The sequence below is a fragment of the Citrobacter sp. CK206 genome, assembly GCF_030333125.1.
Lineage (GTDB): Bacteria > Pseudomonadota > Gammaproteobacteria > Enterobacterales > Enterobacteriaceae > Citrobacter_B > Citrobacter_B koseri.
Genome location: NZ_JAOWGM010000026.1, coordinates 169524 through 185509, shown reverse-complemented (window position 1 = coordinate 185509; position 15986 = coordinate 169524). Strand labels below are relative to the sequence as shown.

The 15986-nt window shown below is 52.2% G+C and carries 14 protein-coding genes and 1 tRNA gene; 11 read left to right on the top strand and 4 right to left on the bottom strand.

Going from position 1 to position 15986, the window contains the following annotated elements; translation table 11 throughout:
* Positions 1 to 549 precede the first annotated feature (549 nt).
* Complete coding sequence (locus OGX81_RS11020; RefSeq protein ID WP_024130144.1) at positions 550 to 2154, top strand: MFS transporter; 1605 nt, start codon at positions 550 to 552, stop codon at positions 2152 to 2154.
* A gap of 172 nt (positions 2155 to 2326) precedes the next feature.
* Here the strand turns inward: OGX81_RS11020 and OGX81_RS11015 are convergent.
* A tRNA-Arg gene (locus tag OGX81_RS11015) sits at positions 2327 to 2401 on the bottom strand.
* 75 nt (positions 2402 to 2476) lie between these two features.
* Positions 2477 to 3409 (bottom strand): formate/nitrite transporter family protein, encoded by a 933-nt coding sequence (locus OGX81_RS11010; protein WP_012131426.1) that lies wholly within the window; start codon positions 3407 to 3409, stop codon positions 2477 to 2479.
* A 288-nt stretch (positions 3410 to 3697) separates the two neighbouring features.
* Between OGX81_RS11010 and mlaA the strand changes: the two genes are divergently transcribed.
* Positions 3698 to 4453, top strand: a complete 756-nt coding sequence (mlaA, locus tag OGX81_RS11005; protein ID WP_024130145.1) for a phospholipid-binding lipoprotein MlaA — start codon at positions 3698 to 3700, stop codon at positions 4451 to 4453.
* Positions 4454 to 4515: 62 nt separating this feature from the next.
* Here mlaA and fadL read toward each other — a convergent pair whose 3' ends face one another.
* Positions 4516 to 5865, bottom strand: a complete 1350-nt coding sequence (fadL, locus tag OGX81_RS11000; RefSeq protein ID WP_024130146.1) for a long-chain fatty acid transporter FadL — start codon at positions 5863 to 5865, stop codon at positions 4516 to 4518.
* A 371-nt stretch (positions 5866 to 6236) separates the two neighbouring features.
* Here fadL and OGX81_RS10995 point away from each other — a divergent pair, with 371 nt between their 5' ends.
* From OGX81_RS10995 to sixA, 4 genes are all read left to right on the top strand, one after another.
* The gene (locus OGX81_RS10995) at positions 6237 to 6521 is read left to right on the top strand and encodes a YfcZ/YiiS family protein (RefSeq protein WP_024130148.1); all 285 of its coding nucleotides are present in this window, start codon (positions 6237 to 6239) and stop codon (positions 6519 to 6521) included.
* Between the two features lie 176 nt (positions 6522 to 6697).
* Positions 6698 to 8008: an acetyl-CoA C-acyltransferase FadI gene (gene fadI, locus OGX81_RS10990; protein ID WP_012131431.1), complete on the top strand. Its 1311-nt coding sequence runs from the start codon at positions 6698 to 6700 to the stop codon at positions 8006 to 8008.
* A complete protein-coding gene (gene fadJ, locus OGX81_RS10985) occupies positions 8008 to 10155 on the top strand; it encodes a fatty acid oxidation complex subunit alpha FadJ (RefSeq protein ID WP_104868394.1) in 2148 nt (715 codons plus the stop codon). Before fadI ends, fadJ begins: the two co-directional genes overlap by 1 nt.
* Before the next feature lie 206 nt (positions 10156 to 10361).
* Complete coding sequence (gene sixA / locus OGX81_RS10980; RefSeq protein WP_047462281.1) at positions 10362 to 10847, top strand: phosphohistidine phosphatase SixA; 486 nt, start codon at positions 10362 to 10364, stop codon at positions 10845 to 10847.
* A gap of 180 nt (positions 10848 to 11027) precedes the next feature.
* Here sixA and smrB read toward each other — a convergent pair whose 3' ends face one another.
* The gene (smrB, locus tag OGX81_RS10975) at positions 11028 to 11579 is read right to left on the bottom strand and encodes an endonuclease SmrB (RefSeq protein WP_104868395.1); all 552 of its coding nucleotides are present in this window, start codon (positions 11577 to 11579) and stop codon (positions 11028 to 11030) included.
* Between the two features lie 165 nt (positions 11580 to 11744).
* On the opposite strand from smrB, the gene prmB reads away from it, so the two are divergent.
* From prmB to OGX81_RS10950, 5 genes are read left to right on the top strand one after another with little or no spacing between them, the layout of a single operon-like run.
* Positions 11745 to 12677, top strand: a complete 933-nt coding sequence (prmB, locus tag OGX81_RS10970; RefSeq protein ID WP_012131438.1) for a 50S ribosomal protein L3 N(5)-glutamine methyltransferase — start codon at positions 11745 to 11747, stop codon at positions 12675 to 12677.
* A gap of 38 nt (positions 12678 to 12715) precedes the next feature.
* Positions 12716 to 13801, top strand: a complete 1086-nt coding sequence (gene aroC, locus OGX81_RS10965) for a chorismate synthase (protein ID WP_012131439.1) — start codon at positions 12716 to 12718, stop codon at positions 13799 to 13801.
* A 3-nt stretch (positions 13802 to 13804) separates the two neighbouring features.
* The gene (gene mepA / locus OGX81_RS10960; protein WP_104868396.1) at positions 13805 to 14629 is read left to right on the top strand and encodes a penicillin-insensitive murein endopeptidase; all 825 of its coding nucleotides are present in this window, start codon (positions 13805 to 13807) and stop codon (positions 14627 to 14629) included.
* Complete coding sequence (locus tag OGX81_RS10955) at positions 14629 to 15438, top strand: sulfite exporter TauE/SafE family protein (protein ID WP_012131441.1); 810 nt, start codon at positions 14629 to 14631, stop codon at positions 15436 to 15438. The genes mepA and OGX81_RS10955 overlap by 1 nt, the downstream gene beginning before the upstream one ends.
* Complete coding sequence (locus OGX81_RS10950; protein WP_012131442.1) at positions 15438 to 15986, top strand: elongation factor P hydroxylase; 549 nt, start codon at positions 15438 to 15440, stop codon at positions 15984 to 15986. The genes OGX81_RS10955 and OGX81_RS10950 overlap by 1 nt, the downstream gene beginning before the upstream one ends.

Here is a 15986-nt window from a genome sequence, read left to right as displayed (position 1 = left end):
GGTAATTTGTCAAGTTGCGCCAGAAGCCGATAATTTATTAAAAATGAATCTGTTGCGATAAGGTGGAATAAGTCGATTTGGGTGTATTGGCATTGGAGTGTTGTTTAACGTGTTGTTTGTACTGAATGTTTTCTCTGGCAGTTGTTAGAGGTTCATTTGTTGGCTTCTCACAATATCGCGATATGAATTTATTGTCTCATTTTTTGAAATTCACTGTCCGACATGTGTTGTTAATGTTGATTTTCACCCACTGGATTATGTGGTTGTGTTCTATAATGAGAGTGATGTCCATGAATAATCTCTATTTTTCAGTGATAACACTTTATTTAAGGATTATCAGGCACATTTCTACCGGAGATGGTATTGTCTGAACGCGGATTTTAATTCTTGTTATTTATTTTTATAAAAGGTAATGTCATGAGATAAGGGACTGTATCTAAATATTCCCCATAAATCTTCTTTTCCTGTTTTGCATTTTGATTACGATATCGTTGATACCTGTGACAAGTAAATGATTACCGGTCATCTTAAGCTGGAGGGCATATTTATATGGCAGAACAACATTCATCAGCATGGTCACCTTTACGTAACCGTGTTTTTTTCATGTTATGGATAGCCACACTCTTTTCCAATATCGGGACCTGGATGAATGATGTTGGCGCCGGTTGGTTGATGACCAATTTAAGCCCGGACCCTGTCATGATTGCCGCTATTCAGGCAATGACCACGCTGCCCGTATTCTTGCTGGCGTTACCGGCGGGGGCCATTGCGGATATTTTCGACAAGAGAAAGTTACTTATTCTTGTTAATATTATGATGCTGTGTGCCGCATCTCTGCTCGCAATTATCGTCTATTTTAATGTTGTCAGTATCGGATGGTTATTATTCATCACGTTTATTCTCGGATCCGGCGCCGCGTTTTTAGGCCCGGCATGGCAGGCCATTGTACCTGCTATTGTTGAACCTCATGAATTAAAATCCGGGATTGCGTTAAATAGTATGGGTATTAACATCAGCCGGGCGATCGGGCCCGCGCTGGCCGGTATTTTGATTTCACAGGTCGGTCTTTATCTTCCTTTTCTTCTGAATGCGTTGAGTTTTATTGCGATTATTGCTGCGGTATGGTGGTGGAAAGGAGAAGAAAAAACGAACGGGAGTCTTCCGGCTGAATCTGTTGTTGCCGCAATGGTTTCAGGTTTGCGTTATGCCCGTTACAGCCCTGAATTAATGAGAACAATAATAAAGGCTGCCAGCTTCTTTGTTTTTGCCAGCGCGTATTGGGCAATGCTCCCGTTGGTGGTGAGACTCTCACTTCAGGGAGATGCAACATTATATGGCGTGTTAACAACCAGTATCGGGATCGGCGCTGTCTGTGGCGCATTCAGTTTGCCCGCGCTGCGTAAGCGACTCAGTGCCGGCGCTCTTATTACCTCAGGAACATTCGGTACTGCTGCCGTATTACTGATATTCGCCGGAGCAGCATCTCAATATGCCGCCATTTTCGCCAGTATTGTGGCTGGTTTCAGCTGGATTATTACCTTGTCAACGCTCATGATATCAGCCCAGACAGCGCTCCCGGACTGGGTTCGCGCAAGAGGGCTGGCCTTATACCTGACCGTGTTTTCCGGGTCAATGGCATTCGGTTCTCTGGTCTGGGGACAAATTGCCTCGCATACGTCAGTAACCACAGCATTACTTTCTGCCGCAATCGGTATTGTCGTTGTCTGGTTATGCGTATTAAAGGTAAAAATTGACCATGACAATATTAACTTGCAGCATTCAGATCACTTTAGCCTTGCTGAGGACGGTCTTAATGATATTACCGGCCATACCGGTCCGATGCTGGTGTCTGTTTATTATCATGTCGATGCTGAAAAGAATGGCCAATTTATCAGTTTGATGAAAAAGTTAAAAAATATCCGGTTAAGGGATGGCGGTTACGCCTGGGGACTGTTTGTGGTTCCTGAGAAATCCAATGAATTTATTGAAACATTCATGGTGTCGTCATTGGCTGAACATCTGCGTCAGCACGACAGAGCGACTGTCGATGACAGACAAATACAGCAACAGCTGGATGACATCATTCTGGATAAAAAAGCAACACACTATTTTTCTGCGAGTGTAGCGGAATCCTTTGTCATACAAGAGGAATAAGAATAAGCGTTCAGCTTATACCGTCTGGTGAATACTCGAACGTTGTGGGGCGGCAGGACTGAATCACGCATCATCCTGTCTGCCTCGTGGCAATGTAGAAATGCAAAATCACAAGACGATGGCTGATTGTGGTGGTTTTACTGAACCCGGCTGATGTCAGGAGAGGTATGTATGGTGTCCCCTGCAGGAATCGAACCTGCAACTAGCCCTTAGGAGGGGCTCGTTATATCCATTTAACTAAGGAGACGAGGCGGCACGAGTATAGCGTTTTTTACCCTGCACAGTAAGTATATCGCCGCCTGACTGCTCAAACAGTCGCCATTCAGGACTGTTTTTTCTGCTTTTCTGCTTTCTTTCCGGCACGCAGCCTGGCCTCTTCTTTGCGTCTGGCGCTCATATCATTACGGATCTGCGCATGGCTCATAAGCGCGAAGATGAATGTACCGCCGCAGATATTCCCCGCCAGCGTGGGCAAAGCAAAGGGCCAGAAAAAGTCGCTCCAGTGCAGCGTGCCGTTAAACACCAGATAGAGGATTTCAACCGAACCCACGACGATATGGGTCGTGTCAGCGAGGGCGATAAGCCAGGTCATCAGAATGATCACCACGATTTTTGCGGCGCCGGCAGCAGGAAACATCCATACCATTGTGGCAATGATCCAGCCGGAAATAATGGCATTGGCAAACATCTCGCCAGGGCTGTTTTTCATCACATCCATGCCGATTTTGACAAACGCATCGCGCGTTTCTTCGTCAAATATAGGCATATATTCAAAAGCCCATGCGGCGATGCCAGTACCGACCACGTTGCCCAGCAACACCACGCTCCAGAGACGCATCAGCAGACCTGCGTTGCCCATCGTCGGGTTTTGCATCACCGGCAGAACGGCGGTGACGGTATTTTCAGTAAACAACTGCTGGCGCGCCATGATGACGATGATAAAACCAAAGGTATAACCCAGATTCTCAAGTAAAAAACTGCCGGGGACGCCGTCCAGCTGTACGTGAAAAATACCTTTCGCCAGTAGCGAGGCGCCCATTGAGAGCCCTGCGGCAATGGCTGACCACAGCAGCGCCATGGCGTCACGCTCCAGCTCTTTTTCGCCGTCCTGGCGGATATGTTCGTGAATCGCCATCGCGCGTGAGGGGAGGCGATCCTCGTCGACCTCTATCTTTTTCCCGCGTTGTTTTTCTTCGCTTTCGACTTCGAGTTCGTCACTGTGTTGATCAATTTTCTCTTCGCTGAATTTATCCATTGTGAGACCTCGTGATGAACACATTTGTCTAAAGCGTAGTGGCTTTTATCCGACTGAAGGCAGGGCAAACTCTGAAATCGCAAAAAAGGCGACGCGCGTTTTTACCCGCCCGGTTAGAATGAAACCCGCCATGAGCCAGAGTTACAGGCTATGATCAAATCAACAAGAATCAGTATATAGACATCATTTGACGTGCTGTTACAATCGCTCACACCTAAACAGGCGGATACGGTCTCGTTCCGTCATGGATGGCAATCAGCGATAGCCATAATCAACAGGGAGACATTTATGAAGCTTCGCCTGTCGGCGCTTGCGCTGGGGAGCACACTGCTGGTGGGATGTGCAAGCTCCGGTACAGAACAGCAGGGGCGTTCAGATCCGCTCGAAGGATTTAACCGCACCATGTACAACTTCAACTTTAACGTGTTGGACCCGTATGTCGTTCGACCGGTCGCTGTCGCCTGGCGTGATTATGTTCCGCAGCCTGCCAGAAATGGTTTGAGTAATTTTACCAGCAACCTCGAAGAGCCTGCGATTATGGTGAACTATTTCCTACAGGGCGATCCCTATCAGGGCATGGTGCACTTCACCCGCTTCTTCCTGAATAGTATTTTGGGGATGGGGGGCTTTATTGATGTTGCGGGGATGGCGAATCCAAAACTACAGCGTGTTGAACCGCACCGTTTCGGCAGTACGTTAGGCCATTACGGCGTGGGGTATGGCCCCTACGTGCAACTTCCGTTCTATGGCAGCTTCACGCTGCGTGAAGATGGCGGTGATATGGCCGATACCCTTTATCCGGTACTTTCCTGGCTCACCTGGCCGATGTCTATTGGTAAATGGACCATTGAAGGAATTGAAACCCGCGCGCAACTGCTGGATTCCGATGGTCTGCTGCGTCAGTCTTCCGACCCGTATATTCTGGTGCGTGAAGCATACTTCCAGCGTCATGACTTCATCGCTAACGGCGGGAAGCTTAAACCGCAGGAAAACCCGAATGCCCAGGCGATTCAGGACGATCTCAAAGAGATTGATTCTGAATAACCACACGAGGCCAATAAAAAAGGTGAGTCTTTTGACTCACCTTTTTTTACGTCTGATGAAAATCAGAATGCGTAGTTAAAGTTCGTACCGAACAGCCAGGCTTTACCGTCAGACTTGAAGGAGTAAGCTGCCGGGCCTTCCCCTTCGGTGAATTTCACGTTCTGGCCGTGCATATAAGATGCGCCAACGTCAATAGAAGCATCTTCATTGAAGGCGTAAGTTGCACCCGCGCTCAGCCACAGACGGTCCTGATCGGGAATAGAAATGGAGCGTTTGTTTGCCGGAACCGGGCTATCGTCATACGCGATACCGGTACGGAAAGTCCAGTTTTTATCGTAGTAGTAGGTCGTACCCAACGCGATACGGTACGCATCCTTAAAGCTTTCATCTTTATAGAAGAGCGTCTGGCCGTCGTCGCCTTTGGCTTTTAACTCCTGGAACTGGCTCCAACTGGTATAAGTCAGGCTATAGTGGATAGCCCATTGCGGCGCGACGCGGTTATAACCGGAGATTTCCCACATTTCAGGCAGGTTCAGGGTTAAGGAACCATTCTGTGTTGCGCCGCCAGTGCCGTATGGCAGGCTTGAAAGCCCCATACTGGCGAAAATATTGTTCAGATTTGGGTTAATGGAGCTTTTGTAATCGCCTTCGAAGTCGATTTTTACTTCAGAGCGGTAGGTCAGGCCCCAACGGTTATCCTTGTCGAGTTCATACAGGATGCCTGCGTTCCAGCCGAATCCCCACTCATCACCCTTCAGGTGGGCGATCTGGGAGTCAGGGGAGTTAATGCCATCCGTCCACTGAGAGGGTACGCCTTGTCCAACCAGCTGTTGTGAAAGCACCGGACCGAGGGAACCCGCGTAGCGCTCAATTTTAGCCTTCGCGTAAACCGCATCAAAACCAACCCCGAAGCTCCAGCTATTATTCAGGCGATAGGCGCCGCTGAGGTTCAGGTTCACCGTTTGCAGGTCTGTTTTACCGCCATAGATACCGGCTGAATAATCTTTATTGAATTCGGTGGCGAGGCCATAGTTGGAGGTAATGGATGCCCCCCAACCGAACTGATCGTTGATCGGCGCAACGAAGTGCAGGTTAGGAACCCACGCTGTTGGCGCAATATTATTCGCGTTGGCATTTTGCCCGGTTAAGTTAGAGCGGCCGGTCACATTGACATCTGGATCGATATACACAGCACCCGCAGAGAAGGTGGGGCGATCGAACATCATAATTAACGCCGGGTTGCGGCTAACGTTACCGGCATCATCTGCGATAGCGCCTTCACCCGAATAAGCCCGGCCAAGGCCAGAGGAAGAAAATTCGTTTAACTGAAAGCCTGCAGACCAGGCCTGTGTGGAGACGATTGCCACTGCGACTGCGAGAGCAGACTTTGTAAACAGGGTTTTCTGGCTCATGACCATAACCTCATCGATTTATTTTTATACAAACTATGTTACATACCGTAACAGGAGCGCGAAGTGTAGGGTCTGAGGTACGACAGAGAAATCAGACCAGTGGCGTGAGTATAGGTCTGACCAGCTGGAATGTTGCAAGTATGTTTATAATATTTTTCAATTGTGATCGTAGAAACGCGATCCAGCTGGCAAATTTGAGACCTGGCGCACTCACTCGATTGGGCGATTTTTGTTTTAGATCATTTTTAAGTGTGATTTCGGTCACTTATCCCATTTTGCGTCATTAACGACTGGAGAGCCTTTTTCCACGAGCGTAAAATATCCTCAATATTTATCTGGCACTTTGAGTGCAAATACAGAGGAAATCTACAATGAGTAAATGCAGTGCTGATGAAACCCCGGTTTGCTGCTGTATGGATGTTGGCACCATTATGGACAACTCCGATTGCACCGCGTCTTACAGCCGTGTGTTTGAAAACCGCGCGCAGGCCGAAGAGACGCTGGCGGCTCTGACAGAAAAAGCGCGTGGCGTGGAGTCTGAACCTTGCCAGATTACATCCACCTTTACCGAAGAAGCTGAAGGCGTGCGTCTGGACATCGACTTTGTCTTCGCCTGCGAAGCTGAAACGCTGATCTTCCAGCTGGGTCTGCGTTAATCCCCTTCTTTGAATGCCCCTGTCAAATTCTGGCAGGGGCATTTTCGTAACCCTCTGTTACTATCCTCTGTGTCTTAGCTCTCACTTTCTGGCGTCTCCGCTTGGCGAAATGTAAAAAATTGGTTAAGACTGTGATCAGGTCAGACCACTTATTTTATTTTTTACAGGGGAATGTTATGAGTCAGGCTTTACCACTGGTTACCCGCCAGGGCGATCGTATCGCCATTGTAAGCGGATTACGTACGCCGTTTGCTCGTCAGGCCACCGCTTTTCATGGCATTCCTGCTGTTGAGTTGGGAAAAATGGTTGTTGGGGAATTGCTGGCGCGCAGTGAAATACCTGCCGAGGTTATTGAGCAACTGGTTTTTGGCCAGGTGGTGCAAATGCCTGAAGCTCCCAACATCGCCCGGGAAATTGTGCTGGGTACGGGGATGAATGTTCACACCGATGCCTACAGCGTAAGCCGGGCGTGCGCGACCAGTTTTCAGGCGGTAGCGAATGTTGCGGAAAGCCTGATGGCGGGGACGATTCGCGCGGGGATTGCTGGCGGCGCGGACTCCTCTTCCGTGTTACCCATTGGCGTCAGCAAAAAGTTGGCGCGTATACTGGTGGACGTCAATAAAGCCCGCACGACCGGGCAAAAACTCAAACTCTTTTCCCGCCTGCGTCTGCGAGACCTGATGCCTGTTCCGCCCGCGGTCGCTGAATATTCCACCGGGCTGCGGATGGGCGATACGGCCGAGCAAATGGCGAAAACCTATGGCATTACGCGTGAGCAGCAGGATGCGCTGGCGCATCGTTCCCATCAACGTGCCGCACAGGCCTGGGCTGAAGGTAAACTGGCGGATGAGGTAATGACGACATATGCGCCGCCGTATAAAGAGCCTTTTTCTGAAGATAATAATATTCGTGGCAACTCTACTCTGGCAGATTATGCGAAGCTGCGCCCCGCGTTTGATCGACAACATGGGACGGTCACGGCGGCGAACAGTACGCCGCTGACGGATGGCGCGGCAGCCGTCATCCTGATGACGGAGTCTCGCGCTAAAGAACTTGGCCTGGCGCCGTTGGGCTATCTGCGTAGCTATGCGTTTACCGCAATTGACGTCTGGCAGGACATGCTGCTGGGCCCGGCCTGGTCGACGCCGCTGGCGCTGGAGCGGGCCGGATTAACGCTGGCCGATCTCTCGTTAATTGATATGCATGAAGCCTTTGCCGCTCAGACGCTGGCTAACATTCAACTGCTTGGCAGCGAGCGTTTTGCTCGCGACGTACTGGGCAGGGCGCATGCGACCGGGGAAGTGGATGACAGTAAGTTTAACGTCCTCGGCGGGTCGATTGCCTATGGACATCCGTTTGCCGCAACGGGGGCGCGGATGATCACGCAAACCCTGCATGAGCTACGCCGTCGGGGAGGCGGTTTTGGCCTGGTGACCGCGTGTGCTGCGGGGGGTTTAGGGGCGGCAATGGTTCTGGAGGCGGAATAATGGACATGACATCAGCGTTCACGCTTAACGTGCGTCTGGATAACGTCGCGGTCGTCTCTATTGATGTCCCCGGTGAGAAAATGAATACCCTGAAGGCGGAGTTCGCGACGCAGGTTCGCGCCATCCTGAAACAGATTCGGGAAAACAAGGCGCTGCGCGGTGTGGTTTTTATTTCTGCGAAGCCGGATAACTTTATCGCGGGGGCGGATATCAACATGATCGGCAACTGCAAAAGCGCGCAGGAAGCTGAAACGCTGGCGCGTCAGGGCCAGCAGATAATGGCTGAAATTCAGGCGCTGTCTGTTCCGGTTGTCGCCGCCATTCACGGCGCGTGTCTCGGCGGTGGGTTAGAGATGGCACTGGCTTGCCATCGGCGCATTTGTACTGATGATGCGAAAACCGTGCTGGGTCTGCCGGAAGTGCAACTGGGGCTGCTGCCAGGGTCTGGCGGTACGCAGCGATTACCGCGCCTGGTTGGGGTGAGTACGGCGCTGGACATGATCCTCACCGGTAAGCAGTTACGGCCAAAACAAGCGCTCAGGGTTGGTCTGGTGGATGAAGTCGTGCCGCACGCCATCTTGCTTGAGGCCGCCGTGGAACTGGCGATTAAAGGGCGTTCCGCTCAGCGGAATTTACCGGTGCGTGAGCGTATTCTGGCCGGGCCGCTTGGGCGCACGCTGCTGTTTCGCATGGTCAGTAAAAAAACCGGGCAGAAAACGCAGGGTAATTACCCGGCGACAGAGCGAATCCTTGAGGTGATTGAAACCGGGCTGGCGCAGGGAAGCAGCAGCGGATACGACGCGGAAGCGCGGGCGTTTGGCGAGCTGGCGATGACGCCGCAGTCGCAGGCGTTGCGGAATATCTTTTTTGCCAGCACCGAAGTGAAAAAAGATCCGGGGAGCGATGCGCAGCCTGGCCCGTTAGCCAGCGTAGGCGTGCTGGGCGGAGGTCTGATGGGCGGCGGTATTGCTTACGTGACGGCCTGTAAAGGCGGCTTGCCGGTTCGCATCAAAGATATTAATGCCAAAGGCATCAACCACGCGCTGAAGTACAGCTGGGATCAGCTTGAAACCAAAGTTCGCCGCCGCCATATCAAAGCGGGCGAACGCGACAAACAGCTGGCGCTAATCTCCGGCTCAACGGATTACCGTGGCTTCTCGCATCGGGATCTGGTTATTGAAGCGGTGTTTGAAGATCTGGCGTTAAAACAGCAGATGGTGGCGGAAGTCGAGCAAAACTGCGCTCCTCACACCATTTTTGCCTCCAACACCTCATCTTTACCCATCGGCGACATCGCGGCTAACGCGGCCAGGCCTGAGCAGGTGATTGGTTTGCACTTCTTTAGCCCGGTAGAAAAAATGCCGTTGGTGGAGGTCATTCCTCATGCGACAACCTCCGCGCAGACGATCACCACGACCGTTAAGCTGGCGAAAAAACAGGGCAAAACGCCGATTGTGGTCAGCGATAAAGCCGGGTTCTACGTTAATCGTATTCTTGCCCCGTATATCAACGAAGCAATACGGCTGCTGACCGAAGGTGAACGCGTCGAAGCGATCGACGCCGCGCTGGTCAAGTTTGGTTTTCCGGTCGGGCCAATCCAACTTTTGGATGAGGTTGGCATCGATACAGGCACTAAAATTATACCTGTACTGGAGGCCGCTTACGGCGAACGTTTTAGCGCGCCTGCAAACGTTGTTGCCTCAATTTTGAATGACGATCGCAAAGGCAGAAAAAATGGTCGCGGTTTCTATCTTTATGGCGTGAAAGGGCGTAAAAGCAAAAAACAGGTCGACCCTGCAATTTATAGGCTTATTGGTACGCAAGGGCAGAGCCGACTTTCTGCGCAGCAAATGGCTGAGCGGTGCGTGATGTTAATGCTCAATGAAGCGGCGCGCTGCTTTGATGAGAAGGTGATCCGCAGCGCGCGTGATGGCGACATCGGCGCGGTATTTGGTATTGGTTTTCCGCCGTTTCTTGGCGGCCCGTTCCGTTATATGGACACTCTCGGCGCGGGTGAAGTGGTTGCGGTTCTGCAACGACTGGCTACGCAGTATGGCGACCGGTTTACCCCGTGCGAGCGCTTATTGCGGATGGCTGAACGCGGTGAACGTTTCTGGAACAGTGGGGAAACAGACCTGAAGGAATAAGGTCATATCAGGACGAGACCGCACCGAATGACTGTGTGGTGGTCAATTTGTAAACAAAGATTGACTATACTTACGCCATTGAGGTAAAAAACAGCGTTTCATTCGGTGAATGGATAAGGCACAATGCCGGCCACCGCATTTTTATCATACCCGTCAGGGTTTTTGCTAAGAATGTGGGTGATTCTGGTTAACAAAAGCGGTGCAATATGCAAGTTTTTATCATGCGTCACGGCGACGCGGCCCTCGATGCCGCCAGTGATTCGGTTCGTCCCTTAACCTCGTGTGGTTGTGACGAATCCCGCCTTATGGCGAACTGGCTGAAAGGTCAAAAAGTGGATATCGAACGTGTTCTGGTGAGCCCGTTTCTACGAGCCGAACAAACGTTGGATGTGGTAGGGGAGTGTATGAACCTGCCTGGCAATGTGGACGTTTTGCCGGAGCTTACTCCTTGCGGCGATGTCGGTATGGTCAGCGCCTGGTTGCAGACGCTGGCGAATGAAGGCGTCGCATCGGTGTTAGTGATCTCTCACCTGCCTTTGGTGGGGTATCTGGTGTCTGAACTCTGTCCTGGCGAGACGCCGCCAATGTTCACTACATCTGCGATTGCCAGCGTAACGCTTGATGAAAGCGGCAAAGGGATTTTCAACTGGCAGATGAGCCCGTGTAATCTGAAAATGGCAAAAGCGATTTAACGTTATTATCGTCGGTTGGATACCGTGCCTGATGGCGCTTCGCTTATCAGGCCTACAGCCTGCACTGATCCCGTAGGCCGGATAAGGCGCCTGATGGCGCTTCGCTTATCAGGCCTATAGCCTGCACTGACCCCGTAGGCCGGATAAGGCGCTTGCGCCGCCATCCGGCAATCGGCATTGTCAGGGAAGCTCCGGCGGCAACCACTCTTCTACTTCAATCAATACCAACAGCGCAGCGTCCCCGCCGTACTCTTTTGGCGCCTGATGGAAGGCCATAACGTGCGGATGTTGCGCCAGCCATAACGGCGTTTGTTGCTTAAGAATATGCTTTCCGTGGCCGTGCATCACACAGGCGCAAAAGATATGCTCGCGGCGACAGGCGGCAATCAGCGCCCCCAGCTCTTGTTTGGCCTGCTGTTGCGTCAGACCGTGCAAATCCAGGAACAACTCCGGCGAATAGTCGCCCCGACGCATTTTCTTCAGTTCGAAATGGCTGACGTCGGTACGTACATATTTCACCGGGCCGTCGGTATTCAATAACGGTTGAAATTCATCGGAGAAATAGTGGCTGGCATCAGCCTGCTCCTGTATCAGACGTTTGACCGGGACTTCTGTGATTTTTTTACGTTGCGGTCGGTGGACAATGGTGTCCTGCTTAATCTGGCGGGTGCCGGTCATTAACTGCCGGAACAACGCCTGGTCCTCCACGCTGAGCGATGTTTTCTTTTTCATTCGAACGTCTCATCTTTTATTTTGCGTTAGTTTACCCGACTCAGGGGACATTCGTTCAGCCAAAACGCAATTTTCACGCTCTGGCGCCGCGTGAGTGCTGATTTATCGCCGTCTTCGTGGCAAACTAGCCGCCGAATTTAATGCGAGCATGCCCTGGAGGAATACGTGGATAAAATTTTCGTCGATGAAGCAGTGAGTGAGCTGCATACCATTCAGGACATGTTGCGCTGGGCGGTAAGCCGGTTTAGCGCGGCGAATATCTGGTATGGTCACGGCACGGACAACCCGTGGGATGAGGCCGTACAGCTGGTACTGCCGTCACTTTATCTGCCGCTGGATATTCCAGAAGACATGCGCACCGCGCGTCTGACGTCCAGCGAACGTCACCGCATTGTTGAACGGGTCATTCGCCGTGTCAACGAGCGTATTCCGGTGGCCTACCTGACCAATAAAGCCTGGTTCTGCGGCCATGAATTCTATGTTGATGAACGCGTATTAGTGCCACGTTCGCCGATTGGCGAGCTGATCAACAACCGCTTCGCGGGGCTTATCAGCGAGCAGCCGCACCACATTCTGGATATGTGTACCGGCAGCGGATGTATCGCTATCGCCTGTGCTTATGCTTTCCCGGAGGCGGAAGTGGATGCCGTTGATATCTCCAGCGACGCGTTAGCCGTAACCGAACACAACATTGAAGAGCACGGTCTGCTCAACCATGTCACGCCGATTCGCTCCGATCTGTTCCGCGATCTGCCGAAAGTGCAGTATGACCTGATTGTGACGAACCCGCCGTACGTTGATGCGGAAGATATGTCCGATCTGCCGAATGAATATCGTCATGAACCTGAACTGGGCCTGGCGTCCGGCACTGACGGTTTAAAACTGACCCGCCGTATTCTGGGCAACGCGCCGGACTACTTGTCCGATGACGGTATTCTGATTTGTGAAGTCGGAAACAGCATGGTACATCTGATAGAACAATATCCCGATGTACCGTTTACCTGGCTGGAGTTCGATAACGGCGGCGACGGCGTCTTTATGCTGACGAAAGCGCAGCTCATTGCGGCTCGCGAGCATTTCAGCATCTATAAAGATTAATCAACGGTCAACAACACAACAACGATAACGGAGCCGTGATGGCAGGAAATACACTTGGACAACTCTTTCGCGTAACGACTTTTGGTGAATCACACGGGCTGGCGCTCGGTTGTATCGTTGATGGCGTTCCGCCGGGCATTCCGCTAACGGAAGCCGACCTGCAACACGATCTCGACAGACGCCGTCCGGGAACCTCGCGTTACACGACCCAGCGTCGTGAACCGGACCAGGTGAAAATTCTCTCCGGCGTCTTTGAAGGCGTGACGACGGGCACCAGCATTGGCCTGTTGATTGAAAATACCGATCAGCGTTCACAGGATTACAGCGCCATTAAGGACGTTTTCCGCCCGGGTCATGCCGACTATACCTACGAGCAGAAATACGGTCTGCGCGATTACCGTGGCGGCGGTCGTTCTTCCGCCCGTGAAACGGCGATGCGCGTCGCGGCTGGCGCGATTGCTAAAAAATATCTGGCGGAGAAACACGGCATCGTCATTCAGGGGTGTCTGACCCAGATGGGCGATATTCCGCTTGAAATCAAAGACTGGCAGCAGGTTGAACAAAACCCGTTTTTCTGTCCTGATCCAGATAAAATCGACGCGCTGGATGAACTGATGCGCGCCCTGAAGAAAGAGGGCGATTCGATTGGGGCAAAAGTGACCGTCGTGGCAAACGGCGTTCCGGCAGGGCTTGGCGAACCGGTCTTTGACCGTCTGGATGCGGACATCGCTCATGCGCTGATGAGCATCAACGCGGTAAAAGGCGTGGAGATTGGCGATGGGTTTGATGTGGTCGCGTTGCGAGGCAGCCAGAATCGCGATGAAATTACCAAAGAGGGCTTCCTGAGCAACCATGCGGGCGGTATTCTCGGCGGTATCAGCAGCGGGCAACAAATTGTTGCACATATGGCGCTGAAACCCACTTCCAGTATTACGGTGCCGGGACGTACGATTAACCGCTTCGGTGAAGAAGTCGAGATGATCACCAAAGGGCGTCACGATCCCTGCGTTGGGATCCGCGCCGTGCCGATCGCTGAGGCCATGCTGGCGATCGTGCTGATGGATCACCTTCTGCGCCAGCGCGCGCAAAATGCGGATGTAAAGACTGATATTCCACGCTGGTAATCAATGAAAAAAACGGCACTCGCGTTGCTGGCTCTTCTGGTCAGCAGCGTCAGCCTGGCGGCGACGCCCTGGCAGAAAATTACGCATCCTGTTCCCGGAAGTGCGCAATCCATCGGCGGCTTTTCGAATGGCTGCATTGTTGGGGCAGACACGCTTCCCGTGCAGTCCGAACACTATCAGGTGATGCGTACCGATCAGCGCCGCTATTTTGGTCATCCCGATCTCGTGATGTTTATTCAACGACTGAGCACTCAGGTCAGCAATCTTGGGTTTGGAACGGTGTTGATCGGCGATATGGGGATGCCTGCGGGCGGGCGGTTCAACGGCGGACATGCCAGCCACCAGACCGGGCTCGATGTCGATATTTTTCTGCAACTGCCGAAAACACGCTGGACGCAGGCGCAGCTACTGCGACCTCAGGCAATTGACCTGGTCTCCCGCGACGGCAAACATGTGGTGCCTTCGCTGTGGAAGCCGGGAATTTCCAGCCTGATAAAACTGGCGGCGGAAGATAACGACGTCACGCGTATTTTTGTTAATCCTGCCATTAAACAGCAGCTATGCCTGGATGCCGGAACCGATCGTGACTGGTTGCGTAAAGTGCGACCCTGGTTCCAGCATCGTGCGCATATGCATGTACGATTACGTTGCCCTGCCGACAGCCTGGAGTGCGAAGATCAGCCTTTGCCTCCGCCTGGCGATGGATGCGGCGCAGAACTACAAAGTTGGTTTGAACCTCCTGAACCTGGAACAACAAAGCCTGAGAAGAAGACACCGCCACCGTTGCCGCCTTCCTGCCAGGCGCTACTGGATGAGCATGTACTCTAATGGACAATTTTTTAAATCTGTTTATGGTGTCCCCGCTGTTATTGATTGTTCTTTTTTTCGTGGCAATGCTGGCTGGATTTATTGATTCGCTGGCGGGGGGAGGCGGCTTATTAACGATCCCTGCATTAATGGCGGCAGGCATGTCGCCAGCACAGGCGCTGGCGACCAATAAATTGCAGGCCTGCGGCGGCTCACTCTCCGCATCAATCTATTTCATTCGTCGCAAAGTGGTTAATCTTGCCGATCAGAAACTCAATATTCTGATGACGTTCATTGGCTCAATGAGCGGCGCGTTACTGGTGCAATATGTCCAGGCGAGCATTTTGCGGCAGATTTTACCGGTGCTGGTTATTTGTATTGGACTTTATTTCCTGTTGATGCCGAAACTCGGCGAAGAGGATCGTCAGCGTCGGCTTTATGGCCTGCCTTTCGCGCTGGTCGCCGGGGGCTGCGTCGGATTCTACGATGGCTTCTTCGGCCCGGCTGCCGGATCGTTTTACGCGCTGGCGTTTGTGACGCTGTGCGGGTACAACCTGGCAAAATCCACCGCCCATGCCAAAGTGTTGAATGCCACCTCGAATATTGGCGGCCTGTTGCTGTTTGCCATTGGCGGTAAAGTCATTTGGGCGACAGGTTTCGTGATGCTGATTGGCCAGTTTCTGGGCGCTCGTATGGGCTCACGACTGGTGTTAAGCAAAGGACAGAAGCTCATTCGCCCGATGATTGTCATCGTCTCTGCGGTGATGAGCGCCAAACTACTTTATGATAACCACGGACAGGAGATTCTCCACTTGCTGGGGATGAACTAATGAACAGTACGCATCATTACCAACAGCTAATTGATATTTTTAACGGCTGCTTTGCCGACGATTTTAATACCCGTCTGATTAAAGGCGATGACGAACCGGTCTATCTTCCTGCTGATGCGGACGTGCCGTACCACCGGATTGTTTTTGCGCACGGCTTTTACGCCAGCGCGCTGCATGAGATTTCGCACTGGTGTATTGCCGGAAAGGCGCGTCGTGAGCTGGTGGATTTTGGTTACTGGTATTGCCCGGATGGGCGTGATGCGCAAACCCAAAGCCAGTTTGAAGACGTGGAAGTGAAACCGCAGGCCTTTGACTGGTTGTTTTGCGTGGCGGCGGGTTATCCGTTTAACGTCAGTTGCGACAACCTGGAAGGGGACTTCGAACCGGATCGCGTGGTATTTCAGCGCCGGGTTCATGCCCAGGTGATGGAGTACCTGGAAAAAGGCATTCCTGAACGCCCGGCCCGGTTTATTAAAGCGTTACAGAATTATTATCACACGCCTGACATTACGGCGGAACAGTTCCCGTGGCCGGAAGCGCTCAACTGA

Bases quoted from the DNA above. Each gene is read 5' to 3' on its own strand.
- OGX81_RS11020 (WP_024130144.1), top strand. From the start codon at position 550: ATGGCAGAACAACATTCATCAGCATGGTCACCTTTACGTAACCGTGTT.
- OGX81_RS11010 (WP_012131426.1), bottom strand. From the start codon at position 3,409: ATGGATAAATTCAGCGAAGAGAAAATTGATCAACACAGTGACGAACTC.
- mlaA (WP_024130145.1), top strand. From the start codon at position 3,698: ATGAAGCTTCGCCTGTCGGCGCTTGCGCTGGGGAGCACACTGCTGGTG.
- fadL (WP_024130146.1), bottom strand. From the start codon at position 5,865: ATGAGCCAGAAAACCCTGTTTACAAAGTCTGCTCTCGCAGTCGCAGTG.
- OGX81_RS10995 (WP_024130148.1), top strand. From the start codon at position 6,237: ATGAGTAAATGCAGTGCTGATGAAACCCCGGTTTGCTGCTGTATGGAT.
- fadI (WP_012131431.1), top strand. From the start codon at position 6,698: ATGAGTCAGGCTTTACCACTGGTTACCCGCCAGGGCGATCGTATCGCC.
- fadJ (WP_104868394.1), top strand. From the start codon at position 8,008: ATGGACATGACATCAGCGTTCACGCTTAACGTGCGTCTGGATAACGTC.
- sixA (WP_047462281.1), top strand. From the start codon at position 10,362: ATGCAAGTTTTTATCATGCGTCACGGCGACGCGGCCCTCGATGCCGCC.
- smrB (WP_104868395.1), bottom strand. From the start codon at position 11,579: ATGAAAAAGAAAACATCGCTCAGCGTGGAGGACCAGGCGTTGTTCCGG.
- aroC (WP_012131439.1), top strand. From the start codon at position 12,716: ATGGCAGGAAATACACTTGGACAACTCTTTCGCGTAACGACTTTTGGT.
- mepA (WP_104868396.1), top strand. From the start codon at position 13,805: ATGAAAAAAACGGCACTCGCGTTGCTGGCTCTTCTGGTCAGCAGCGTC.
- OGX81_RS10955 (WP_012131441.1), top strand. From the start codon at position 14,629: ATGGACAATTTTTTAAATCTGTTTATGGTGTCCCCGCTGTTATTGATT.
- OGX81_RS10950 (WP_012131442.1), top strand. From the start codon at position 15,438: ATGAACAGTACGCATCATTACCAACAGCTAATTGATATTTTTAACGGC.